General features: G+C 38.3%; 20 protein-coding genes and 1 pseudogene. 15 read left to right on the top strand and 6 right to left on the bottom strand.

All coding sequences use genetic code 11. The annotated features are described in order from the left end of the window. Positions 1-9: 9 nt before the first annotated feature. Positions 10-561, top strand: a complete 552-nt coding sequence (locus ACRWQM_RS08810; RefSeq protein WP_434931899.1) for a DUF2058 domain-containing protein — start codon at positions 10-12, stop codon at positions 559-561. Positions 562-607: 46 nt separating this feature from the next. Here the strand turns inward: ACRWQM_RS08810 and ACRWQM_RS08805 are convergent, their stop codons facing one another. Continuing rightward, positions 608-1447 (bottom strand): hypothetical protein, encoded by an 840-nt coding sequence (locus ACRWQM_RS08805; RefSeq protein WP_434931898.1) that lies wholly within the window; start codon positions 1445-1447, stop codon positions 608-610. Between the two features lie 189 nt (positions 1448-1636). Between ACRWQM_RS08805 and ACRWQM_RS08800 the strand changes: the two genes are divergently transcribed. Then, positions 1637-3391 carry an acyl-CoA dehydrogenase C-terminal domain-containing protein gene (locus ACRWQM_RS08800; RefSeq protein WP_434931897.1) on the top strand — a complete coding sequence of 585 codons (1755 nt, stop codon included), beginning with the start codon at positions 1637-1639 and terminating at the stop codon, positions 3389-3391. Between the two features lie 122 nt (positions 3392-3513). On the opposite strand, the gene dacB is transcribed toward ACRWQM_RS08800, so the two are convergent. Next, a complete protein-coding gene (gene dacB / locus ACRWQM_RS08795) occupies positions 3514-5013 on the bottom strand; it encodes a D-alanyl-D-alanine carboxypeptidase/D-alanyl-D-alanine endopeptidase (protein ID WP_434931896.1) in 1500 nt (499 codons plus the stop codon). Between the two features lie 229 nt (positions 5014-5242). On the opposite strand from dacB, the gene ACRWQM_RS08790 reads away from it, so the two are divergent. From ACRWQM_RS08790 to ACRWQM_RS08765, 6 genes are all read left to right on the top strand, one after another. After that, positions 5243-5575, top strand: a complete 333-nt coding sequence (locus tag ACRWQM_RS08790) for a DUF1904 family protein (protein WP_434926131.1) — start codon at positions 5243-5245, stop codon at positions 5573-5575. A 10-nt stretch (positions 5576-5585) separates the two neighbouring features. Next, positions 5586-6899 (top strand): CDP-diacylglycerol--serine O-phosphatidyltransferase, encoded by a 1314-nt coding sequence (pssA, locus tag ACRWQM_RS08785; RefSeq protein WP_434931895.1) that lies wholly within the window; start codon positions 5586-5588, stop codon positions 6897-6899. Between the two features lie 69 nt (positions 6900-6968). Further along, entirely contained in the window at positions 6969-7730 is a 762-nt protein-coding gene (locus tag ACRWQM_RS08780) for a tRNA-uridine aminocarboxypropyltransferase (protein ID WP_434931894.1), read from the top strand. 89 nt (positions 7731-7819) lie between these two features. Continuing rightward, positions 7820-8188 carry a hypothetical protein gene (locus ACRWQM_RS08775; RefSeq protein WP_434926134.1) on the top strand — a complete coding sequence of 123 codons (369 nt, stop codon included), beginning with the start codon at positions 7820-7822 and terminating at the stop codon, positions 8186-8188. Between the two features lie 24 nt (positions 8189-8212). Further along, positions 8213-10171: a RecQ family ATP-dependent DNA helicase gene (locus ACRWQM_RS08770; RefSeq protein WP_434931893.1), complete on the top strand. Its 1959-nt coding sequence runs from the start codon at positions 8213-8215 to the stop codon at positions 10169-10171. Continuing rightward, positions 10168-10443: a hypothetical protein gene (locus ACRWQM_RS08765; RefSeq protein ID WP_434926136.1), complete on the top strand. Its 276-nt coding sequence runs from the start codon at positions 10168-10170 to the stop codon at positions 10441-10443. The genes ACRWQM_RS08770 and ACRWQM_RS08765 overlap by 4 nt, the downstream gene beginning before the upstream one ends. Before the next feature lie 169 nt (positions 10444-10612). Here ACRWQM_RS08765 and eco read toward each other — a convergent pair whose 3' ends face one another. Beyond that, positions 10613-11161 (bottom strand): serine protease inhibitor ecotin, encoded by a 549-nt coding sequence (gene eco / locus ACRWQM_RS08760; RefSeq protein WP_434931892.1) that lies wholly within the window; start codon positions 11159-11161, stop codon positions 10613-10615. Positions 11162-11400: 239 nt separating this feature from the next. Between eco and ACRWQM_RS08755 the strand changes: the two genes are divergently transcribed. Further along, complete coding sequence (locus ACRWQM_RS08755) at positions 11401-12432, top strand: GGDEF domain-containing protein (RefSeq protein WP_434932012.1); 1032 nt, start codon at positions 11401-11403, stop codon at positions 12430-12432. Positions 12433-12438: 6 nt separating this feature from the next. Here ACRWQM_RS08755 and ACRWQM_RS08750 read toward each other — a convergent pair whose 3' ends face one another. Further along, positions 12439-13458: a GGDEF domain-containing protein gene (locus ACRWQM_RS08750; protein ID WP_434931891.1), complete on the bottom strand. Its 1020-nt coding sequence runs from the start codon at positions 13456-13458 to the stop codon at positions 12439-12441. Between the two features lie 402 nt (positions 13459-13860). On the opposite strand from ACRWQM_RS08750, the pseudogene ACRWQM_RS08745 reads away from it, so the two are divergent. The 4 genes and pseudogenes from ACRWQM_RS08745 to ACRWQM_RS08730 form a co-directional block, all read left to right on the top strand. After that, a pseudogene (locus ACRWQM_RS08745) lies at positions 13861-14058 on the top strand (IS3 family transposase); the annotation flags it as partial. A 295-nt stretch (positions 14059-14353) separates the two neighbouring features. Then, entirely contained in the window at positions 14354-15010 is a 657-nt protein-coding gene (locus ACRWQM_RS08740) for a glutathione S-transferase (RefSeq protein ID WP_434931890.1), read from the top strand. Positions 15011-15248: 238 nt separating this feature from the next. Next, positions 15249-16661 carry a LysM peptidoglycan-binding domain-containing protein gene (locus ACRWQM_RS08735; RefSeq protein ID WP_434931889.1) on the top strand — a complete coding sequence of 471 codons (1413 nt, stop codon included), beginning with the start codon at positions 15249-15251 and terminating at the stop codon, positions 16659-16661. 266 nt (positions 16662-16927) lie between these two features. Then, positions 16928-19327, top strand: a complete 2400-nt coding sequence (locus ACRWQM_RS08730) for an EAL domain-containing protein (protein ID WP_434931888.1) — start codon at positions 16928-16930, stop codon at positions 19325-19327. Between the two features lie 139 nt (positions 19328-19466). Here ACRWQM_RS08730 and ACRWQM_RS08725 read toward each other — a convergent pair whose 3' ends face one another. Beyond that, positions 19467-19907: a SirB2 family protein gene (locus ACRWQM_RS08725; RefSeq protein ID WP_434931887.1), complete on the bottom strand. Its 441-nt coding sequence runs from the start codon at positions 19905-19907 to the stop codon at positions 19467-19469. A gap of 536 nt (positions 19908-20443) precedes the next feature. Here ACRWQM_RS08725 and ACRWQM_RS08720 point away from each other — a divergent pair. Continuing rightward, a complete protein-coding gene (locus ACRWQM_RS08720) occupies positions 20444-22183 on the top strand; it encodes a DUF885 domain-containing protein (RefSeq protein ID WP_434931886.1) in 1740 nt (579 codons plus the stop codon). A gap of 182 nt (positions 22184-22365) precedes the next feature. Here ACRWQM_RS08720 and ACRWQM_RS08715 read toward each other — a convergent pair whose 3' ends face one another. Then, positions 22366-23112: a phosphatase gene (locus tag ACRWQM_RS08715; RefSeq protein WP_434932011.1), complete on the bottom strand. Its 747-nt coding sequence runs from the start codon at positions 23110-23112 to the stop codon at positions 22366-22368. 240 nt (positions 23113-23352) lie between these two features. Between ACRWQM_RS08715 and ACRWQM_RS08710 the strand changes: the two genes are divergently transcribed. Then, complete coding sequence (locus ACRWQM_RS08710; protein WP_226409880.1) at positions 23353-23772, top strand: LexA family protein; 420 nt, start codon at positions 23353-23355, stop codon at positions 23770-23772.

The raw sequence follows: 23772 nt of genomic DNA, 5'->3' as shown, positions 1-23772 counted from the left end.
GGTTCTACCATGGCAAATGCATTACAAGATCAATTACTAAAAGCGGGTTTAACTAGCAAACAAAGCGTTAAAAATGTGAAAACACAGAAGCGTCGCGATAAGAAAGCCAACGTTGACGACGGTAGCACGGTATTAAAGCAACAAATAGCAGAGCAAAAACAGCTTCAAGCTAAAAAAGATAAGCAGTTGAACGAACAACGCTTTAATGAAGCAACTGAAAAAGGCCAAGTGAAAGGTTTAATCTCTGAATTCATAAAATTTGCCATCACTATTCCAAAAGATGCTGAGACTAAATTTAACTACACCTTAGAAAAAAAGATTTTTTCTGTCTATATTAATGACAAAATTCAAGGCCAATTATTAAATGGTTCATTGGGCATTATTCGTTATGAAGATAAAAGCTATTTAGTCCCCCACAAGTTGGCGGTGAGAGTTAATTTATTGGTTCCTCAGTGGTGCGGGTATTTATGGGATTCAAGCGCACAAGATGCAGTCGCACAAGTTGCTGATGCAGATGATCCATATGCTAATTATGCTATTCCTGATGATCTGATGTGGTAAATAATTACTGCAACATAAAAAAAGCCTCAATTGATTGAGGCTTTTTTTATACCCTTAATGCTTTAAATGCCAAAATTTGTTGGCAATATGCTAGATGATGGCGAATATCATCTAGATGCTGAGATGCATTAAAATCCATCAAAAACCAATTGGACAATCCATTTTCAGGTGTTTGATTATAAAATAGTTTTTCACATTTAAGTAGGTTATTTATGTCAGCTGCTTCAAGCCAGAAGTGTGCGTCTAAACTCGCTATTTGTTTCAGTATTTGCAGCTGCTCAACATAGTCATCAGGTAGCGTTACTTGGCATTTTAAAGCCGGGGTCTGCATATCATTATGCTCACCCAATAATGCTGAAATTGGATTAAATCCATTTTGGTTAGCTATTGATGAGTTAAATTTGGGTTTCACATAAAGTTCGGGCCAATGCAGATGAGGATGAGTGAGTGCTATCCCTAATGCAATACGCCTCTCACCAAGCCAATTATGAACCATACAGGGTAAAGTTTCTGTTTCCCCCATGGTTACGCTTCTTGCCAATGAAGGCAATAATGACATGCGAGTTAAGTAAACAGTTTTAGATATCATTGCAGACATTATTGCAGTAACAAGACCAGATGACGGCCAACAATCAATTCTTTTTATTAAGCTGTTAGCAACTGTGGTTAATATTTGCACAAAAATAGCATCGTTATGACTTCTTTCTACTGTAAATGCCTCGTCTACACCGGCATAAGGACCGTTACAAATAGTAATAGTGTCTTTATGTTGCGTAGCATTGAAGGTGATCGAAACGCCATTAGCTGATGGCAGCCAATCTCCATCAGCATTACCAATTATAGTTACTTGTTCAAGAGAGTCATAAAACTTTTGCAGGGGCATCATTACATCTACATCGTTAACAATTGCAGTTATTCTAACTTAAAAATGGCCTAAAACGGTTAAGCATTCGTAAATATATTAAGTAGTATAATTTTAACGCAATATCGTAAATGAACCAGTTTACACTTGTATTCAGCGAGTAAATTATATAAATTTAAACACCTGTTTTAATTATTCGTTTGAGAGACTGATATGAACCCATACCAAGCGCCCCTAAAGGACATGAAATTTTTGTTAGAAGACGTATTTGATGCCACAAATACCTGGCAACAATTACCAGAATTAGCTGACATGGTTGATATGGACACTGCAGTTGCTATTCTTGATGAAGCCAACAAAATCAGTCGCGACTTACTTCACCCTATTAATAGAAGCGGTGATGAACAAGGCGTCGTCCATGATGGCAATAAAATTATTACTCCCGATGGATTTAAAGAAGTATACAATCAATTTTCTGCAGGCGGCTGGGTTGGTCTTTGTGGTGATGCCGAATTTGGCGGTATGGGTATGCCTAAAATGCTAGGTATTTTGGTCGACGAAATGGGCTACAGTGCTTGTAATTCATTCGTTCTCTATAGTTCGCTAACGGCTGGCGCCGCACTGTGTATTAATGCCCATGCTAGTGATGAGTTAAAACAAACCTACTTACCTAACTTATACTCTGGCCAATGGGCTGGTGCCATGGATATGACAGAGCCGCATGCCGGGTCTGATTTACGTGGTATTCGCACTAAGGCCATACCACAAGAGGATGGCAGTTACGCCATCACAGGTAATAAAATCTTTATCACTGGTGGCGATCAGGATTTAACTGAGAACGTTATCCATCTCGTGTTAGCAAAATTACCAGATTCTAAAGGTATTTCATTATTTTTAGTGCCAAAAATTAAGGTTAATCTTGATGGCAGCTTAGGCGAGGCTAATGGTGTAACGGTTGGTTCAATTGAACATAAGATGGGGCTGAAAGCCTCAGCGACTTGTGTGATGAATTATGATAACGCCATTGGTTACTTGATAGGCGAGCCAGAGCGTGGCCTAGTGTGTATGTTTACCATGATGAACTATGAACGTTTAGCGATTGGCATACAAGGGCTAGGAAACGCACAAGCAGCTTATCAAATGGCCAGTGAATATGCTAAAGAGCGTTTGCAAGGCGTAGCCGCAGGCACTAAGCCAACGGGCGTGTCAGATCCCCTTATTGTGCACGGTGACGTGCGTCGTATGTTACTCACAATTCGTGCAATGACAGAAGCTGGGCGCGCCTTATCGGTTTTGACTGGTAAGCAACTTGATTTGGCTAAATATGGCGAAGGCGATGTAAAAGCCAAAGCCAGCCAGTATGTCGGATTATTAACACCTGTTGCGAAAGCATTTTTAACCGATAGAGGCCTTGATGCGACTATTATGGCGCAGCAAGTTTTTGGTGGTCATGGTTATATTCGTGAAACGGGTATAGAACAATTTGTACGTGATACTCGAATTGCTCAAATTTACGAAGGTACAAATGGTATTCAAGCCATTGATTTCTTAGGCCGTAAAGTGACCGGAGATAATTTAGTTGCTTTGACATTATTTATTGAAGAATCAATTCAAACTCTACAAACCCTTACCCATGTATCCGAAAAGCATATTGCTGCAGTCAGCGAACGATTGAATGCTTTATTAGTTACAGCGGCCTACATTAACGATAATAAAGTAGCTCATCCTGCATTGATTAATGCTAGTGCGGTCGATTATTTGGATGCATTTGGTTATGCATTATATGGATATTTCTGGTTAGTTATGGCGGATAAGTCTACTCATCACATTGATAAAGACTTTAGCCAACAAAAGCGCTATGTAGCTGACTTTTATATGGATAAATTACTGGTCAAAGTGGATTACCATTTGTCTCAGGTTAATCAGGGTGATGTGTCTATTATGCAGATGCCGGCTGAAATGTTTTAACAAAGTCATCATTTACTAACAAAGGTAATATCACCAGTTTAAAAAGCACCTGAAAGGTGCTTTTTTTGTTGGCAGTTATTTGACTTTACTCTACTGAATAGAGTGATCTTTTGTTAGACGAACTAATTTGGTAGACGAACTAATGGTATGTCCATTAGGTTTTGCAATAAAATAGCCGAGAAAGGGGCTTTTTGTTTTCGCTTGATTTTCGGACTAAGTCCATTTTCGATCAACACAAACAGATACATTTTACCATTAGATGCTTGAAACTGGCCCGCTAAGTTTGACACGCCTAACATACTGCCGGTTTTCGCCATGACTTTGAACTTTAATGGCGGTTTAGTGAAATAACGTTTGTACTTTAAGGTGCCTTTTATGCCCGCAACAGGCAGACTGCCGAGTAAGTATTGATAATCCTGATCAGTGGCAATGACTTTTAAAACAGCCATAACATGTTCTGCGGATAATAAATTATAGCGAGAAAGGCCTGAGCCATCGGCAATGTTTGCCATTTCAAGCTCAATCCCTAATTCACGTAACATGACGACTAAAGCTTGTGTTGTCTGCTTAAAGTTTAATGGCTGTTGTGTAAAATCTTCGGCGCTGGTGCGTAATAAGGCTTCAGCCATCAGGTTATCTGATTTAAGTAACATCTCATCAATCAGCTTAGGCAAAGGTGCTGATAAATGCGTGGCAATAGGCTGCAATTCTCCATTTGGTATGGCCAGTGTTGTATCAACAACAACTTTACCGGTTAACCTTATCTTTTGTTGCTTAAAAATCGCTTTAACAACATTGACGGCATAACCTTGAGGTTCGTTAATTGCAATGGCTAACGGTAAAGATTTGGCTCCAGCGTAACAACCTTTAAGAGTAAAATGATTACTGTCTTTTCTTATTAACTGTAAATCGCATGGAATAGCACTTGGCTGATATGGCGCGAAAACGGCTTCATTTTCAACATATATCGGTCTTTTCCCCATGACTTTTAAGGTCGCCTTTTTGTTGTAACCATTTGCGCTAAGCCTAGCGAAAACACAATTTTTATCAATAATAAAACTAGAGATAGGGGCGGCATAACAAATGCCTAAATCATCCCACACCCAACCAGGTGCTTGAAGCTGATCTTGGTGATGGCCAATAAGATGTATGTTGCCATTAACAGTGTGAACACCTGCTTGTTTTAATTGATTAATCAAGGTGATTAAATGGCGTTGCTTTAGAGTTGGATCACCAGAAAAAGTAACATAAAGCTCATTTTTCAATATACCATTTGTGATGTCGAGTTTCTGATCGCTTAAAAGCTGGGTTCTATATTGAAATGATTGACCCAGTTGTTTTGCACTGACTAATGCCGTCAGTAATTTTTGTATACTGGCAGGGTTCATCAATGCATTTGAATTTTGTTTAAATACGCTCCTATTATCAGCTAAATCCCACACACTTAATGCTATGAGTGATGATTCCGGCTTGATCAAATTCATTATTGCAGCAACATGTAGCTGATCCTCTGCACTATCTTGTTCTATTTGTGTATGAGTTAATACTTGCTGTGCTGAGCTATCTAGGCAAAATAACACTAAAGCGGTAATGAACAAGTTTAACGGTTTATGTAAACGCATATATCAGCAACTTAAGGTAATCAATCTAGGTAAACTACGGCAATTGTAAGCGTTTTAAAATGATTTGTATAAAATAAAAATTTACAATTATTACGGGCTTTACGCCACAAAAGTGAGCATTTAAACTGCTAAAAATGCTGGTATGAGGGGTTTTAACAGAAATTTCTTGCTCAATAGTTTTTAAATCGGTACTTTCTATGCCAACTTGTTTACAGTCAGAGTTAACGATATGCCCCACATAACAATACGTGGTGTTAACCAACGCGTTGCGGAGCAGATCAGCCAACCATTATTTGAGCAGCTTTCTAAACTCTGTGGTAATGCAAAGAGTAGTTATACATTAGAGTGGATTGAATCAAAGCAATTTAGTGGTGCAAGTCCGTTTTTAGGGCTGGTGTTGATCGAAATATCTTGGTTCCCCCGTGATAAACTTATTCAAGATGCTGTCGAGTACGCCGTTCGCGATATCATATTAACGGTACAGTCATCAATTAAAGATATTGTTGTCATTTTTCATGTTTTAGAGCGTGAAAGGTATTATCGCAATGGTACACAATTTTAAGGAGGATGCCTTGCTGGACAAGCTTGGTGGAATTTCATTATCACCTGATGCGTTAAATTGGTTATTAACACCCAAAAATTTCAAACAAACGTTAATGAGTCAAATCGCGTCAGCTAAAACATCAATTTATATTGCTGCTTTGTACCTTGAAGATGACGAAGCGGGTAGAGAAGTGCTACAAGCATTATTAACCGCCAAAGCCAATAATCCTTCACTCGATGTTAAAGTACTGGTTGACTATCATCGGGCTAGAAGAGGTTTGATTGGCCAAAAAGGGGATAGCGGTAATTATATCTTATATAGAAAAGCCATTGCTGCAGCACAATATCCCATTGATATTTTAGGTGTTCCAGTAAAGTCACGTGAGTTTATGGGCGTGTTGCACTTAAAGGGTTTTATTATTGATGACACAGTTATTTATAGTGGCGCAAGTATCAATAATATTTACATGCAGCAAGCTGATAAATATCGCTTTGATCGATACCATCTGATTAAAAGTGCTGAACTTGCACAAAGCATGCGCACTATGATCCAAGATTACATTATTAGCGATCCTGCAGTAACAGCATTAACACAGCCAGTTGAAACCGAAGTGGTTAGTGACAAAAATGATATTCGCAATTTTAAAAACCGTTTATCACAAGCTCACTACGAATATGTGTCTACTCGTATTGGCAATAGAGTCACGCCACTTGTTGGACTTGGAAAAAAAGACAATACGTTAAATCAAGTCATTATTGATTTGGTTGACAGTGCATCAAAACGCCTTTTCATTTGTACGCCCTATTTTAATCCGCCAGCTGCGTTATCTAAAGTGATAAACAAGAAGCTAAAAGAGGGCGTTAAAGTGGATATCGTCGTCGGTGATAAAACCGCCAATGATTTTTATATTCCACCAGAAAAAGATTTCTCTACCATTGGCGCCTTACCTTATATGTATGAGCAGTCGTTACGCAAGTTTGCCAAACGTCAGCAATGGGCCATTGAATCAGGACTATTGAGTATCCACTTGTGGAAGCATGAACATAACTCATATCATCTTAAAGGCATCAGTTGTGATGATAGAAAACATTTGATAACCGGTTCAAATCTAAACCCTAGGGCATGGGCATTAGATCTAGAAAACGGCCTGTTATTGCATGATGAATCCGGCAGCTGGAAGCAACAGTTTATTGATGAGCAAATCCATATTCTGCAATATACAGAGCGCTTATTTCACTACAGTCAATTAGACGCATTACGTACTTACCCGCAGCCGGTTCAAAAGATAATGAATCGAATACGGCGATTAAAAGCAGACTTTTTGCTAAAACGTATTTTATAATAGCCAGCTAATTATCTAAAAATCATCACTTATCTAAGTGGTGATTTTTTCATTGCATAAGTGAAAGTTATGACTGACAAGTCAAATGAGCCACAGCACGCTGTTCATCAACTCTATTTATATAGAAAGTCACTCTCAACTAAGCCATTTGGTGCCAGAGGAAAGAAGCTCGTTCGTTGTGACCTGTGCCTATTAGGTGAACAATTTTGTACCTGTGCGTTACGTCAGTTACTGACATCGACAGTGAGTTTTTTGTTGGTAATGTATAATGATGAAGTGTTAAAGCCGACTAACTCTGGTCGATTAATTGCCGATCTGATTCCAGACACTCATGCTTTTTTATGGGACAGAACCAGTCCGCCTCAAGCAATGTTGGCACTCTTAGATAACCCCATCTATCAGCCTTATTTAATTTTTCCTCAGCAGTATATTGAAAGTCATCAGCCTGTTATCAATCATGTTGACACGCAGCAATTAGCGGGCAAGCGTCCCTTATTAGTGATGCTTGATGGCAGTTGGCGTGAAGCCATAAAAATGTATCGTAAAAGTACTTATCTTCACAGTATGCCGGTACTGTCTTTTTCTCCTGAGATCTTGGCAACCTATGCACTTAGAAAAGGGAGCCATGACTTTCAATTAGGCACGGCGGAAGTTGCAGCATTAGCGCTTGAAGCTGCTGGAGAGCCTTTAAATGGTGCCGTACTTCAGAAATGGTTCGATTTGTTTGTTGAGTCATCATTACTGGGTAGAAATCGACGCGCAAAAGACACATTAACGCCAATTAGTGATTATCAACAGCAGTATCTTGATGCTGTACATGCAGCGAAATAGTCACCAATGTTAATTTATTCGCGATCTAAATTAATAACAAGTAAGATTATAGTACTGAATTGATGCAGGTATATTAAGGATATTTCCTCATGGGTGATGGCGTTACTCAACATAGTCAAAGCATGGTTAATAGCAAAATGGTGATACTGTATCGCCTAGAACCTGGTTGCTTAGGGCCAGATGGAATTGATCATATTGAAATATTTTGCTCCATCGCAGAACGTGCATTGCAGTCACTCAATGCTGATATTTGCCAATGGCAACTTACTCCCAGATTTGATAAAAGTTTAGATGAGTTACAATACAGCCTTGCAGGTAAAATATTAACAAAAGATAAAGCGGCTAAATATGTTTTAGCCTGTGACGCTGATTTAGCCCAACTTGAAGAGTTTTTTGAAGACAAGTTAACTGAACTAATCAATAAATATATTGCGAGGAAACTTCCCGCTCATACATAGCATGATAACGTTAGGAATAGATTGATGACCGATCGCCACAGTGCAGCATATTTGTATCAGCAATTAAAACAACAATTTGGTTTTGATACTTTCAGAGACGGTCAGTTAGAGGCTATACAGCAGGTTATACAAGGACAGTCTACGCTAGCAATATTTCCTACGGGATCAGGTAAGTCACTTTGTTATCAACTCAGTGCAATTAATCTCCCCCATCTTACTTTGGTCATTTCCCCTTTACTTGCGTTAATACAAGACCAATTGATTTTTCTTAAATCAACAGGCATAAACGCAGCAAGTATTGATTCAAGCCTTAATCAACAAGAAATTCAATCTGTCATGCACTCGGTAAAGCAGGGTGAATGTAAAATACTGATGGTGTCGGTTGAACGGTTTAAAAATGAAAGATTCAGGCAGTTCCTCTCCCAAGTGACTATTTCTCAGCTTGTGGTAGATGAAGCTCACTGTATTTCAGAATGGGGGCACAATTTTAGGCCAGACTATCTTAAAATACCGCAAATTTGCCAAACGTTTTCTATTCCACAAGTGCTGTTATTAACCGCGACAGCAACCAAGAAAGTTAAGCAGGACATGTGTGCCCGATTTGGTATTAAAGCTCAACATGTCATTCAAACTGGGTTTTATCGAGACAATCTTAACTTACAGGTCGTTCCTGTTGCTAAGTTGGATAAGACACAGCAATTAACTCGCCAAATCCAAGCCTTATTTGGCAGTGGTATTGTATATGTGACATTGCAACAAACCGCAGAACAAGTTGCTAGCACGCTAGTAAGCAATGGTATCAATGCGCAGGCGTATCATGCTGGTATGGATACCCAGGCTAGGCAATCAATCCAGCAACAGTTTATGAGCAACCAAATTCAAGTCATTGTAGCCACTATTGCATTTGGTATGGGCATAGATAAGTCTGATATTCGTTTTGTCATTCATTACGATTTACCTAAATCAATCGAAAATTACAGTCAAGAAATAGGACGAGCAGGTAGAGATGGCCAAGCATCAACATGTATCACCTTAGCCAATTTAGATGGCTTAAATACCATTGAGAATTTTGTTTACGCTGATACGCCAGATTTGCAAGATATCGAAAAATTACTCAACATTATTCAAACAGAAACGGATGAAACCGGCAAATGGGAAATGCAAGAGCTGGCACTATCCAAAGCCTGTAATATCAAAACATTGCCTTTGAAAACGCTGTTGGTTCAACTTGAACTGCAGGGCGTTATCCAACCTACATTTGCTTATTTTGCAGATTTTAAATACCAATTGTTAATTGACAAGCTGGATTTGTTGGCTCGTTTTGACCCATCTAGAGCCGCATTTATACAAAAGATATTTGACCATACTCAGTTCAAAAAAATCTGGGGCCAACTTGATTTTGATGGATTACATCAAGCCACAAAGGAGCCTAGAGCAAGAGTCGTTGCCGCACTTGAGTACTTAGCCGAGCAAGAATTAATTATTTTAGAAACAAAGAAAATGACTCAAGTATTTTATGTTAATATGACCGCTATTGTTGAGGTTTCTATTGCTTCGCAAATGCATACATACTTTAAAGATAAAGAGACTAAAGAGATACTGCGTATTGCCCAGTTAGTCCGTTTTTTCGAGCTAGGTAAGTGTTTGTCGCGAAACTTAGCGTGTTACTTTGATGATATGAACGCGCCAATTGAATGCCATCATTGCAGTGTGTGTGACGGTAAAGTCGCAAAGTTGCCTGTTACCCATACAAGCCAAAAAATTGATAAAAACCAACTTAATCAGTTTATAACTGAATTAGAACGACAGGTTAAAGTTAAAAATATTACTATCACTCATTCTACGTTAACAAAGTTTCTTGCGGGTATGAGTGTGCCCATTCTGGCCAGATTAAAGGTTAAAAATCTGGCTGGATATGGTGCATTAAGCGAATGGCGCTATCAAGAGATCGTAAATGTTGTAAACACTTTGGAGGATAAATGACTACAGACAGTGATGAGTTACTCAAAAAACATTCAAACCTAATCCACAGTGACGGCGTGACAGTTGAGTCGCATACTCAGCGAGAGCAGGGTGAATGGGTATTACAAACCTTAATGATTAAAGGTTTTGATGTTCCTTTCAAATATCGTCGTAATAAAAAGTTTAAAAGCTTGGTGGGTCAAAAAGTGAATTTAACTTATTACCCACGAGAGCAGACTGTAGCGGGTTTCAAAGTTGAAACAATGCAAGTTGTTCGAGTAAGACGATATTAATCATTTTAAAGCATCAAAATAGAATATTGAATGCTCGGCTATTATATCCAATGTGAGCGAATACCTGTAAATGAGTACATAGCAATAAGTACACGTTAATACAAATTAGTATCGCCAAACATTACAACAACCGAGCTTGATTATTATTCAAAAACAATATATTACAGAGTTAGTTACCACTAAAGCTAAAAGGTGTTTCAGCGCGCCAAATGCGATATCTTAGCTGTGCATCATGTGGCAAGTAGTATATTTTTGGTAAACGGCTATCATAATTCTCATTTATACTTTCCCCTAGTATCACAAACTGAGTCGTCTTAGGCTCAGTGCACATCATCATGGTACTTGGGCCAGTCATTATTTTATCTACCTGAAAGTAATTATACCCCCAGCCTTCAACCGTTTTTTGTACAATTTCACCCATAAGTTTATGCCGATTACAATCGACTAACTTATTCTGACCTATCTGGATTTCAAGCATATACTGGTCTTCATTTGATAATGTAGGCAGTGTTATAACATGCTGTTTCATATTGTCATCAGGCTTAGGAAACATCTTAATTTGCTCTGAAGATACATAATCACTTGCGGTATACACATCTGTTTTAGCAGACAGAGTATTTAGTTGCTCTTGATAAACGGGACTTGTCGCCATCACATTAGCTGAAAATGATAGACCAGTTGATAAAAGTACAACTGATAATGGTAATACATAATTCATAAAAACCTCTTTGACGTCCAAATAATTACCTAATATATAATTGTAAACGCACAGAGATAACAAAAGGGTTAAAAATAAAATTAAATTTAATCTTTAACATTATAATAGAAATGGCTGTGCGGCCAGTAACAAATTAACACCTATTTACACGTAAACAATTGTTTTTCTGTAACAAGTGTGACATAACATTATTATAGTCATTAACACCAGTCACAATGTCATTAGGATAGTCGTAGATGATGCAGCATAACCAAAATATAGAGCAAACAGCAGATATTCTTAGACTCGCCGTACCTAAAATGACAGCGCTTAATATTCCCGTGACCCCAGAAAATTATGCAATTTGGTATGAGTATTTTGCCGAATCGAATCTTAATTTAAAAAGAGCTATTGATGGTTTAATTGCCAATGGAGTCGTGTTTACTCCCAGCGTCACTTCAGGTCTCTATAATCGCTTTATTGAAGAGCGTAGCCCAGAAATCATTGAAAATGTTCAGATTGAAACGCATATTCTAATAAAAAGCTTGTTTAATAAAATTGATCAAATGACCGAAGGTACAGCCTCATTTGGTGAGAATTTATCCGGGTTTAGTGAGCAACTACAACAAAACCCATCGTCAGAAATGTTGGCCGATTTAGTACTAAATATAGCGGCAGAAGTAGAGCAGGTTGTTGCTGATAATAATAGAATGAAATCTGATCTTGTCACACTTGGTGAGGAACTGCTTAACTTAAAAGGTGAAATGGAAAATTTAAGTAAGGTGGCAATGACAGATGAATTAACCTCATTAAATAATCGTCGCGCATATGAAGTTTTTGCATTAGAGCAACTCACCTCTTTTCAAGAAACACAAACAGGCTGCTGCTTATTACTGATTGATATCGATAATTTTAAAGCCTTTAATGATACATATGGCCATCTGATAGGTGACAAGGTGCTAGCTTATGTCGCTTTAGCCTTGAAAAATGCCGTTAAAGGTGAAGATTTCGTTGCTCGTTATGGCGGTGAAGAATTCATTATCATGTTGCCAGACACCAAAATAAGTGATGCCGTGATTGTCGCCGAGAAATTAAGAACTCGAATATCTGCTAAACAGCTAACAATTGGTAAAGAGACTAAACAAAATCTTGGTCATGTTACGGTATCTATAGGGATTTCAAACTTTAAAACGGGTGATGATGTCGATACCTTACTTGCACGTGCCGATAAACAGCTTTACCTAGCGAAATCTGACGGTAGAAACTGCGTTAAATACTATAAACAGGATTAAGCTTGTTTAATATTTTGGTACTGGAATTGAGCGATTACGGCCTAATCTTTTTGCTTCATAGAGATGCTTGTCGGCGTAATTAATTAACTGATCTTTGGTTAACTGAGAGTGGTATTCTGCTATACCAATACTAATTGTTACGCTGATATCTTCTTCTTCCAGACTAAAAAGATATTGTGATACTGCACAACGAACCCTTTCTGCAACGTCAAAAGCTTTTACTTTATCAGTATCGGTTAATATAAAAAGAAACTCTTCTCCGCCCCATCGTGCGACATAATCTAAATCTCTTAAGTTATGATTAAATACCTTTCCAATATCAACTAACAGCTTATCCCCCGCATTGTGACCATACTTATCATTAACCTGCTTAAAATAATCGATGTCGCATAATAATACCGAAAAAGGCGCTGAGACGTCTGCAGTACTGACATATTGATTTAATATGCCTTGCGCATTTCTGCGATTATGTAACCCAGTCAGTTCATCAAAATGAGCAAGATGATGTAACTTAGCGTTAAGAACTAACGCATTGTTATACAATTCATTTCTAGAAAATTCATACAGGGCAGATAAAAAACTGATGGTTAAAAATGAATACAGTAGCCTAAGTTTAAACTCGGTAGGGTAAACAGCGTGGGTATAAATGTGTTGTGGCCAAAACATAATCAGACAACTTATTACGATAAAGATAACAATATTGATTAAGCCACGCTTGAAACCATGAATATACAAAGATACGGGAGGAACAATAAAAATCCACAGCGGTCCCGTTAAGGCAACTCCACCCGAGTAAATTAAGTAAAACATCAATACATAAAGTGAATAAATAACAATGTACGAGCTTAACTTAACATGTTTTTTTTGTTTAACAAGATAGTAGGCAGCAGCATAAATGACACTAGATAGGCCTAAGGCTAGAAATAATATAAAATTATTATCGTAAATAGCAAAAAGCGCCATGGCGAAGGTGATTGACATGCCAACGAGGGAGAATAAAGCAATTACACGAGTTTGTTGCAACACGCCAAAGCTTTCGAGCTTAGTATCTGAATTATCTATGAATGTAATCCTTTTTATGATCAAAGGTAATAATTAATCAAATAATAACACCGCAATTGATATACGCAAGGTATCTAGTTAGAGCACTATTAATAGATCCCTAGCTTTTTACAATAAAAATACAGTATCACTTTGTCTTTTGCTTTGTTAGCCCTCCAATAATTCAGATAACAATCTCGGCCTTTTACATATATCTCCTTGTATCAGGATATTTGTCGCCTCAATTAATTTACCAATAAACAGGGGGTGGTAAGTTAAAGTAAGTGAATTATTAAAGGCATCATGCTCTCAACCCTGCATTGTTGGTAAAAGCAATTTAATACCTCAGGTTTAAACGTGTTCAAAGTAATTTCATCGGATAAAGAATCTGTAATTGATGCGTGTAACAGCGAAGCTTTTACCTCATTACCGTCAAGGCAAATTGTCCCCGGCTCGCCGAAACAAGTGAGTATATTGCTTATGATTCAAGTTTCTACCGTGTATTGTATTCAGCATTACCAAAGTAAAGCGAAGCCGAGTAATTTTCATAAAAAGCCAACATATTATACCGCTGAAAAAGCGAACTAAGTCATCCAAGCGGGACTAATGATAATCTATACTCAGAATCACTGTTTAGAACGGTAAGGGATTATCCACGGAGGTCTAGTTTGGTGATTATCCCACCCATAAGTCTAATCTGCTGTTCATTATTTTCAATCATTGCTTGTTTATTGGCAGATATATAGCGGTTTACAACACACTCAGAGAAACGCTCGATATTAGTATATCTTTAATATAGCGACGAGTAATAGCATCAGAGTTAAGTTAGCAATGTGATATAATATATTTTCTTTAAACGGATTACTGATGAAATAATTTCATGCCATTACCTGTTCTTTATTCTTTAAGAAATTGCCCCTATGCGATACGCGCTAGATTAGCTATATACGCCTCTGGTCAGCAGGTGTATTTACGCGATTTAATATTGAGTAATAAACCCGCGGAAATGCTTGCTGTATCGCCTAAAGGGACTGTCCCTGTATTAGTCACACTTGATAATGCGGTCATTGATGAAAGTTTATCGATTATGCAGTGGGCTTTTTCACAAACCGATCCCAATGACTATCTCCACAAATCAGCACCCAATGCCTTAGCTGAAATGCGAGTTCTGATTGAAAGGTTTGATAGTGAGTTTAAAGGACATTTAGAGCAATATCGCTGTTCTAAACGTTACCACGAGACTTCACTTCTTGATGACAGGCAAAAGTGTGAACCTTATCTAGCAGACCTTGAAAAGCGACTCTGCCAGCATCAATATTTAATGTCAGATAAACCAAGCCTGGCAGATTTAGCTTTAATGCCGTTTGTACGTCAGTTTGCCAGGGTAGAGCGGCAATGGTATTTGCAATCTCCTTATCCAAAGCTGCGTCAGTGGCTTAACGGTTATTTACAAAGCAGGATGTTTACCAAGGTAATGGCCCAGCAGCCAATGTGGTTAGACTTAAAAGAAGACGTTGTTTTTGGCAACCGTGTATAGGTTCATCTGCGATAGGAGAGTAATACTTAATTAACGCAATATTGTTTTCTATTATCAACGCCTCTTTGTAAGAGGAATTGTTTCAGTATTCATCTGTTGTTGATATCGTTTCAACAGATGAGGCAGTTAAACATATGGCTAGAAAAATAAAACTAAATTACAATGTGTAACTTTTTGTTTAAAAAATTTGCGATCGAATCACATAAATATCGACGCCATTGCCAAGGAACATCTTTAATTGAGAACATCAATTTTTGTTATTGCTACAGGTTTTATCCTGTTAAGTGGTTGCCAAACCGTGACGGTTAAAGATGTCGAAACAGAAAAAATCTCTCGTAATATTGATAATACAACATCATTAAAAGTGCCTAAGTCTTTAGTCCGTCGCCCATATCAAGATAGTGGTGATGTGTGGGAACGTATCCGTTTTTCGATGGATATCCCTATTCCTGATGAACAGTTAGTTAATCAATATCGACAATGGTATATCAATAATCCACAGCATCTAGAACTTATTTCACAACGTGCGAAACCATTTTTATATTTAATTGTTGAAGAATTTAACGATAGAGACTTACCGATAGAGCTTGCTTTATTACCTATGGTTGAAAGCTCTTTTAATCCACTTGCTTATTCCAGCGCCGATGCATCAGGCTTATGGCAATTTACTTCTCCCATGGCCAGTCATTTCGGATTAGAAATGAATTGGTGGTATGACGGCAGAAGAGATGTCCCTGCAGCCACAACTGCAGCATTAGATATGTTGGAATACTTGTATAAAAAAACTGACAACTGGTTATACGCATTAGCAGCATACAATGCGGGTGAAGGCCGGTTGCGAGAGGCTATCAGATACAATGAAGCTAGGGGCTTAAGCACCGACTTTTGGGCTTTACCCTTACCCAAAGAAACCAGACAATACGTACCGCAATTACTGGCAATTGCAGATGTCATAAAACATGCCGAACGTTATGGCATTAACCTTCAATCAATTCCTAACAAACCGCTCGTTGAAGTGATTGATGTCGGTAGTCAAATTGATATCGCTGTAGCAGCCGACCTGGCGAATATACCCATTACTCGACTACAAAAGTTAAACCCGGGGTTTAATCGCTGGGCAACATCGCCCGACGGACCACATCAATTGGTTGTGCCAGTCAGTAAAGTGAATCAGTTTAAAAAAGCGCTTGAAGACACCAACATTAGTGAAAGAGTTAAATGGTTCAAATATCAGATAAAAGCAGGTGACAATATAAGTGCTATTGCTAAACGTCATCAAATAAGCGTGTCTAAAATTCAAGAAATGAATGACATTAGTGGTGATAGGATTATCGCAGGCCAAATACTTTTTATGCCACATTTAACGTCACAAGTGATACTCGATGTAGAACTGGCGGCCGCCAAATCTGCTCAAGTTTCATCGAATAAACCCACAATGGCAAATACAGTTCGAACGCCTAAAGGTGAAACCGCCGTTAACGGTAACCACACAGTTCAGTATGGCGATACACTTTGGAGCATCGCCAGGGTATATAAAGTCAGTGTAGAGCAGATCACTCGCTGGAATAATATGACCGATAAAGACAGGTTAAGTGTGGGTAAGACATTAATGTTTTATCATCAGCCACACAATAAACAACGAACCCAGTAAGGCCCATTAAAGTACTAAGTTGTAAATTAATTGCTTAGAGTAATCTATAATTATCCTGAAACGTGCTTGTTAAGTATTGATTATGTGCAAAAACAGTATTTTACATTAGTAATAAATTCACTTTTAGAAAATAACATTTTCGGATAAAAACAAATTTAAATATTATCGGTATGGAAACCGTTCCATCTAACTAAACTAGTGATACTGATGATGTTGTACGCACATATATAATTTTGCTGAAAACGTGCGACCAGTGGAAGTCATTTATGATTAAAAAACTGCAACAAATACTCGTAGGCTCATTACATCGCCAAATGGTCGCGGGTATGACAATAACCGTGATCTTGGTGATGGGGTTATTTATTTGGAATACGACTCAGCATCAACAGACAATTAAAATTCAACAGTATAAAGAGCAAGCCATTGCCCTTGCTGATACTTTATCGTCATCTTCTGCCATTTTGATTTCCTCGCGAGACTTTGATGGTCTTCAGGAAATTGTCAGTGCCTTATCACACTATCCCGATCTAAAGCATGCCATTGTCATTGGTTTACAGGGGCAAGTTCTGGCGCATACCGATCCCAGCCAAGTGGGGGCGCACATCAAGACGCTTCCGAATGATATTGAAACTCAACATGTAAAGTATTCAAAAAATAGCATAGAGTTTGCTAAGGCTATTATATTAGTAGAACGCAAAGTGGGTTGGGTGATTATTGATTTAACTAAAAAAACTTATCTAGAAGAAATTATGCAAATCAAAATATACAGCTTCTTTTATGTACTTGCTGCAATTTTTTTTGGTGTTTTGATTACGACCTTAGCTAGCCGTTATTTAACTCGTCGCTTGCATATAATCCAAAAAGTCGCCGATAAAGTACAAACAGGATCAACTCATTTACGCGTAAATATGCAGGGCGATGATGAGGCTGCGTCACTGGCCAAGCATTTCGATAAAATGCTTGATAGCCTAGCCTTAAGAGAAGCGCAGTTAGCCTCATTTTATTCATTAGATTTAGTTGGCTTAACAGTGACCTCAGCAGATAAAGGCTGGGTCAGTATAAATTCTTGTCTTTGTACCATGTTGGAATATACCGAAGAACAACTCAAGGCGTTAACATGGGTTGATTTAACTCATCCAGATGATTTAGCCGCCGATCTAGAACAATTCACCAAATTACTTGCTAATGAAATTGATGGTTACAGTTTAGAAAAACGTTTTATTAGTCGAACGGGTAAAGTCATTTCCACCATGCTAGTTGTTCGCTGTGTTCGTAAAACAAATGGCAATGTTGATTATGTAATGGCGATGGTTCAAGATATCAGTAAGCAAAAAGAAGACGCCATTCAAATAGAAAGACTAGCCTACTTTGACCCGCTGACAAAATTACCAAACCGTCGATTGTTAGATGACCGGTTAAAACAAGCATTAATACTGAGCGAACGTAGCAACCACTATGGGGCATTATTATTCCTTGACCTCGATAATTTCAAGACACTTAATGACACCCTGGGTCATGATATTGGCGATATGTTATTGCAACAGGTCGCTAATCGTTTAATCACTATTATGCGTAAAGGTGATACCGTTTCTCGCTTTGGTGGTGATGAATTTGTCATTCTGTTAGAAAGTTTACACATTAACGCCGTGATGGCCGCAACAGAGGTTAAAGCTATTGCGGCTAATATTTTGAACAGTATTAATCAGTCATACAACATAGCGGGGCATAGTTATTCAACTAGCACTAGTATAGGGGCTGCATTATTTCTAGGGCATAAAACAACTTCAGACGAATTGCTTAAACAAGCTGATATTTCCATGTACCAAGCTAAGAAATCAGGCCGCAATGCCTTTTGTTTCTTTGACCCCCAGATGGAGAGTATTCTTATCAATAGAGTTGAGCTTGAACGTGACTTGCTATTTGCCCTAGAACACAATCAATTTCAATTATACTATCAAGTTCAAGTAGACAGTTCTAACACCCCTATAGGTGTAGAGGCCCTTATCCGCTGGATTAATCCGAAGAGAGGTATCGTTTCACCGTTAGATTTTATTCCACTAGCAGAAGACACTGGAATTATTCTCAATATAGGACAGTGGGTACTTGAATCGGCCTGTATTCAACTTAAAGCCTGGCAAGAAAATAACAGCACTGCGGGGCTATCATTATCTATTAATGTCAGTGCCAGACAGTTTCATCAAGCTGATTTTGTTGAAATAATAAAGAATAGTATTGATAAATATAGTATTAATCCTAGTCTACTTAAAATTGAATTAACAGAAAGTATACTATTGAATAATATTGAAACCATTATTCATAAAATGAATACACTCGCTACAATGGGTATCCAGTTTTCATTAGATGATTTTGGAACCGGATATTCATCGTTACAGTACCTAAAAACATTACCACTACATCAACTTAAAATAGATCAGTCGTTTGTTCGTGATTTAGGTGTCGATACTAACGATAAAACAATTGTTAAGACCATTATTTCTATGGCGCACAGCTTAGGATTAAATGTGATTGCTGAAGGTGTTGAAACTGTGCCACAACAGCAATATCTAGTCAGCCAAGGTTGTACTCATTTTCAAGGCTACTTATTTAGTCGACCAGTACCCATAACTCAATTTGATATTTTATTCACTCAAGCCACTAAGTATTGATGATGGCAGAAGAATAGGGTAACGATAAGTAAACTATTGTGGATAATCTATCGCATCGCTATCACTATGATTGCAGGTACTAATTTGAGTTATTCATAACAGTGGCCAAACAGAATTAGCCACTGTTATAAAATTGAGCCTAGCTAACAGCGATAAGTAACGACTGTCCTAACTCAATGTAGGTATTGCCATCAGCAACGGCTTTAGATTTAAGATGATCAGCAAACCCTAATCGTGCACTCATCACTAGCCAAAATATGGCACTCATCAAACCGACTACACGCCACAAGGTTGACTTTGCCCACTTAAGTGCCAACGTAATAGATAATACATAAAGTACAAAGCCGCCTAACTTAGAAGAGGCCCAGCCGTTTACGAATGGATATAAGTTAAGTGGGTTAACCACGACAAGGTAGATAAAACTACAGATAAATAGCGTGTACAAAACATGCGGGCCGACCTTTAGCAGTTTGTTATTCACCTTGTCAGAACCTCTCATCGTTAACACAAAATTGATGATGAAAAATATAAACGTCAGTGCAATTATTGTCAGATGGGCGTGTTTAACTATCATGTACATGGTGTTATTCCCTAAAAAGTGATGTTGATTAAAACTGATACTATTGATTTATTAATTAAAACAAAGTTAATTATAAGCCCCTGAAATTAAAAGTATTATTACAAATCCTTTATATTCTTATACTACTTTATCTATCACTACGCGAAACAGCAACGTTAAGTTCAATCCAGCTTAAAATGCCAAATCAAAGATACCTTAACGATCAAAAATATGACGTTCGATATGCATGTTAACATTGAGTTCTTTATTCAATATTAATAGTACATTTATATTTCACATTAAAAGTGTTCTATCACGCAAAAATCTATGTACCTATATCTATCCTTGGTGATTAAGTGTCTTGATGAAAAGTGCATTATACTCGCGATAAAGCAAGCAAATAGAGATGACGTGCCACTCGGCTTACAATTCAGTATTGATAACGATTCGTTACAGAATAGCTAACTGGGTATTTATCTATTGGTGCTGAAATTCAGTTATAGTAATCGCCTAAAATAATAAGCCGAAATAAAGGCCAAATAAAAAGGATTTAGTCGATGTCAGGCAAAAAACTCACCACAATTATCCCATTGCTGATGTTAATTCCAATGACTGCTTCTGCGAGTACTTGGGTAGATGTGAGTAATCAATACACCAATAAACAGATCCAGATAACCAGCCAGTTTCAACCCGAAATGGCCAGCTCAATAGGTATTACAGAAGCCGACAATCTGTGTAGCAGTATTACCAAAGCACAACAAGATAAGTACATTAAAACGCTTAATAACAGTAAGAAAACCTTACTAAAAGCACTGGAAACAGAAACTCTTTTACCTGTTCGCCAAGATCTTAATATTATTATCGACGATATTGATCAGACTATTTTGGCAGACCAGTTAGATGATAAGTACATGTTACCTTGGGTTGATGTCCCATTAATTATTTTTAGAGGGGTATCGGCATTATTGGATCAGCAAATGGCTGACAGCCGCAAACAAGCTGCTATAACGCGTTTGGCTTGTTATGTCGGTAAAACCGGTCAACCCGCATTAACTGAGCAAGCAAAAACCTTGTTTGAAACAGCGTTAAACAATAAAGCATTACTCGGCCCAACTAAAGAAGAAGTAGAACAAGCATTAGCCAGAACCGACACCTTACTGCAAGGTTTACAGCAATTATTTGATAAAAATGACTTCAGTCAAGCCGACGATAATTTAGCGCTGTTAAAAAAACAAATTACAGATTACCGTCAATGGGCTGAAAAAACGGTTATTCCTCATGCGCGTACTGACTATAAATTGCCATCTGAAATTTATGCGTTAAAACTTAAAAGTGCAGGAATTGATATAGACCCAAATTTGCTTATTGAACGTGCAAAAGCAAGTTACATGATCACCAAAGCGAACATGCAAGCTTTGGCTCCGTTAGTGGCAGCAAAGTTTGATATGCCATCGAGTGATTATCGAGATGTGATTAAAACGCTCAAAAAAGACTCATTAGGTAACGATAAAATTGAAAACCACTATCGCGAAATTAACACTAAACTGGAAGGCATTATTACTGCGCAAGCGGTTGTCGACTTACCAAAACGTAATATGATTATGCGTCTTGCCAGCGATGCAGAGGCTGCGGGCAGCCCAGCGCCGCATATGTTGCCACCCCCGTTTATTGGTAACACTGGCGAGCAAGGTCAATTTGTACTGACAACCGGCAACCCCGCATTAAGTGGTGATGCCGCTTATGATGACTTTAACTTTAACGCGGTTGCGTACACATTAAGTGCTCACGAAGGTCGACCTGGGCATGAACTGCAATTTGCCGTCATGCTAGAGCAAGGTGTGTCATTGGCTCGCGTGTATTATGCGTTTAATAGCGTCAACGTAGAAGGTTGGGCACTTTATGCTGAAGCTGAAATGCTGCCTTATTTACCCATTGAAGGCCAACTCATCGCCTTGCAACATCGACTATTACGTAACGCCCGTGCCATGTTAGACCCGATGCTAAATTTAGGGTTAGCCACCAAAGAGCAGGCTTACAATTTATTAAGCAATGATGTGGTGTTCTCAAAAGCCGCAGTAAAACAAGAAGTAGACCGTTACACCATGCGCATGCCTGGACAGGCGGGCAGCTACTTTTATGGTTTATCAAGGTTACTTGAAATAAGAGCCGATGTTGAATTGGCCTTGGGTGACAAATTTGACCGTTTAGCCTTTAATAACTTTGTGCTAGAACAAGGCTTAATTCCACCACACTTAATGGCTGAAGCGGTTAAACAACGTTTTTTAACCCAAAACTAATCTATTAAGCGAGCTATACGGTCAGCGATAGGCTCAGCGATAAATTGATGATAAAAATCCCATTTAAAGAGCACTTTAATGGGGTTTTTTATTTAACATTCAATTCATTACTCGCGCCCAATAAACGCCATAACACTCACCACATACTCACATTAAAGCTGATGTAGTAAATCATTTTATGGCTAATCGATTAACACCGCGTATTCATCTAAATTGGTGTGGCCTCTTGCCGTTAAAAATGACAGTAATGCTTCAGGGCTGCGATTTAATAATCGCTCGATTGGAAAATCCACTGCATCAATAACTTCAATGCACTTTTCAAAGCCGCCCAAGCTAAATGCAACGTGAGAGTCCGAACCCATCACTAATAATCCGCCAGCGTGTTTCACTGCACTCGCAATGTCAGTGCAGTTAGCTAAACTGCCTTTACGAGAGGTTAAGAAAGACGAGTTATTAATTTCAAGCGCGACATTGTGCTCAGCGGCGGCTTTCGCAACCCGTTTAATGTCAATCGGATATGACGGATTCCCGGGGTGGGTAATGATGTCAACGTGGCCACTTTCAATGCAATTGATAAGTGCTTGTGTATGCGCTTCTTGGCTAGATGGTGGGAATACCGGCTCATGAAAACCCGCCAAGACAATATCGAGATCGGTTAAATAGCTGCCGTAAAAATCAATTTCACCTAGATCATTTTTTATATTCGCTTCAATACCGCGCAGCATACCAACACCATCCACAATTCTTGGCAATACTCGCATATTCACAAAATGCCAAAAGTGGGGCGCATCTGCCATATCAGGCCCATGATCAGTAATTGCAAAAAGTTTAATACCTTTAGTTTTGGCTATCGAAAAATAGTCATGAACAGTACTGTATGCGTGGGTTGAAGCTATGGTGTGTGCGTGGGTATCAACAGAGAATTTAATCACGGATCTGGCTCTCTTTATCAAAAACATAAACAAACAGTTTACGCTGTAAAGCATCTATTCTCTATTAAATATGCGCGGTTTAGATCTGTCATAAATCGCCCCGGCTTAAATTACCTTGTTGATTGATCTTGCTCTAAAGCTAAAAAATTGGGTGATGATTTTTTGATTTTAATTAAAAACTGACAATAATCCTTCAATATAATACAATAACTGTATATTTATACAGTGGTGTTTATTATGCGCATTATTCCTATTCATGCCAGTGCGGGGATTACCGGTTTTGAAAGTCCTGCATCTGAGTATTTACAGTTATCGTTAAGCCTAGATGAACTATTGATTGAACATCCTAATGCCACTTTTATTGGCGTCGCGAGTGGTGACTCAATGCAGGGCGTCGGTATTTTTTATGGCGACCTATTGATTGTTGATCGCCATGAAACCGCCCGTCATGGTGATGTGATTGTTGCCAATTTTAATGGTGAGTTTGTGTGTAAAATTCTGGATAAAAACCGCAGGTTATTATTGTCATCTAATGAGTTATATCAGCCGCAAGCGATAAACTATTATGACTCATTCAATATTGAAGGCGTGGTGATTCGCTCTATTCGTTGTCATCGCCAAAGCCCTTTACTGGCTAGCTCGCCCCAGGTGAGTTAA

This window comes from Shewanella sp. HL-SH5 (genome assembly GCF_051163755.1).
GTDB lineage: Bacteria > Pseudomonadota > Gammaproteobacteria > Enterobacterales > Shewanellaceae > Shewanella > Shewanella glacialimarina.
This window is presented reverse-complemented; position numbering and strand designations above follow the sequence as displayed.

Bases quoted from the DNA above. Each gene is read 5' to 3' on its own strand.
- ACRWQM_RS08775 (WP_434926134.1), top strand. From the start codon at position 7,820: ATGGGTGATGGCGTTACTCAACATAGTCAAAGCATGGTTAATAGCAAA.
- ACRWQM_RS08755 (WP_434932012.1), top strand. From the start codon at position 11,401: ATGCAGCATAACCAAAATATAGAGCAAACAGCAGATATTCTTAGACTC.
- ACRWQM_RS08780 (WP_434931894.1), top strand. From the start codon at position 6,969: ATGACTGACAAGTCAAATGAGCCACAGCACGCTGTTCATCAACTCTAT.
- ACRWQM_RS08765 (WP_434926136.1), top strand. From the start codon at position 10,168: ATGACTACAGACAGTGATGAGTTACTCAAAAAACATTCAAACCTAATC.
- ACRWQM_RS08710 (WP_226409880.1), top strand. From the start codon at position 23,353: ATGCGCATTATTCCTATTCATGCCAGTGCGGGGATTACCGGTTTTGAA.
- ACRWQM_RS08770 (WP_434931893.1), top strand. From the start codon at position 8,213: ATGACCGATCGCCACAGTGCAGCATATTTGTATCAGCAATTAAAACAA.
- ACRWQM_RS08740 (WP_434931890.1), top strand. From the start codon at position 14,354: ATGCCATTACCTGTTCTTTATTCTTTAAGAAATTGCCCCTATGCGATA.
- ACRWQM_RS08805 (WP_434931898.1), bottom strand. From the start codon at position 1,447: ATGATGCCCCTGCAAAAGTTTTATGACTCTCTTGAACAAGTAACTATA.
- eco (WP_434931892.1), bottom strand. From the start codon at position 11,161: ATGAATTATGTATTACCATTATCAGTTGTACTTTTATCAACTGGTCTA.
- ACRWQM_RS08725 (WP_434931887.1), bottom strand. From the start codon at position 19,907: ATGTACATGATAGTTAAACACGCCCATCTGACAATAATTGCACTGACG.
- dacB (WP_434931896.1), bottom strand. From the start codon at position 5,013: ATGCGTTTACATAAACCGTTAAACTTGTTCATTACCGCTTTAGTGTTA.
- ACRWQM_RS08730 (WP_434931888.1), top strand. From the start codon at position 16,928: ATGATTAAAAAACTGCAACAAATACTCGTAGGCTCATTACATCGCCAA.
- ACRWQM_RS08810 (WP_434931899.1), top strand. From the start codon at position 10: ATGGCAAATGCATTACAAGATCAATTACTAAAAGCGGGTTTAACTAGC.
- ACRWQM_RS08720 (WP_434931886.1), top strand. From the start codon at position 20,444: ATGTCAGGCAAAAAACTCACCACAATTATCCCATTGCTGATGTTAATT.
- ACRWQM_RS08790 (WP_434926131.1), top strand. From the start codon at position 5,243: ATGCCCCACATAACAATACGTGGTGTTAACCAACGCGTTGCGGAGCAG.
- ACRWQM_RS08800 (WP_434931897.1), top strand. From the start codon at position 1,637: ATGAACCCATACCAAGCGCCCCTAAAGGACATGAAATTTTTGTTAGAA.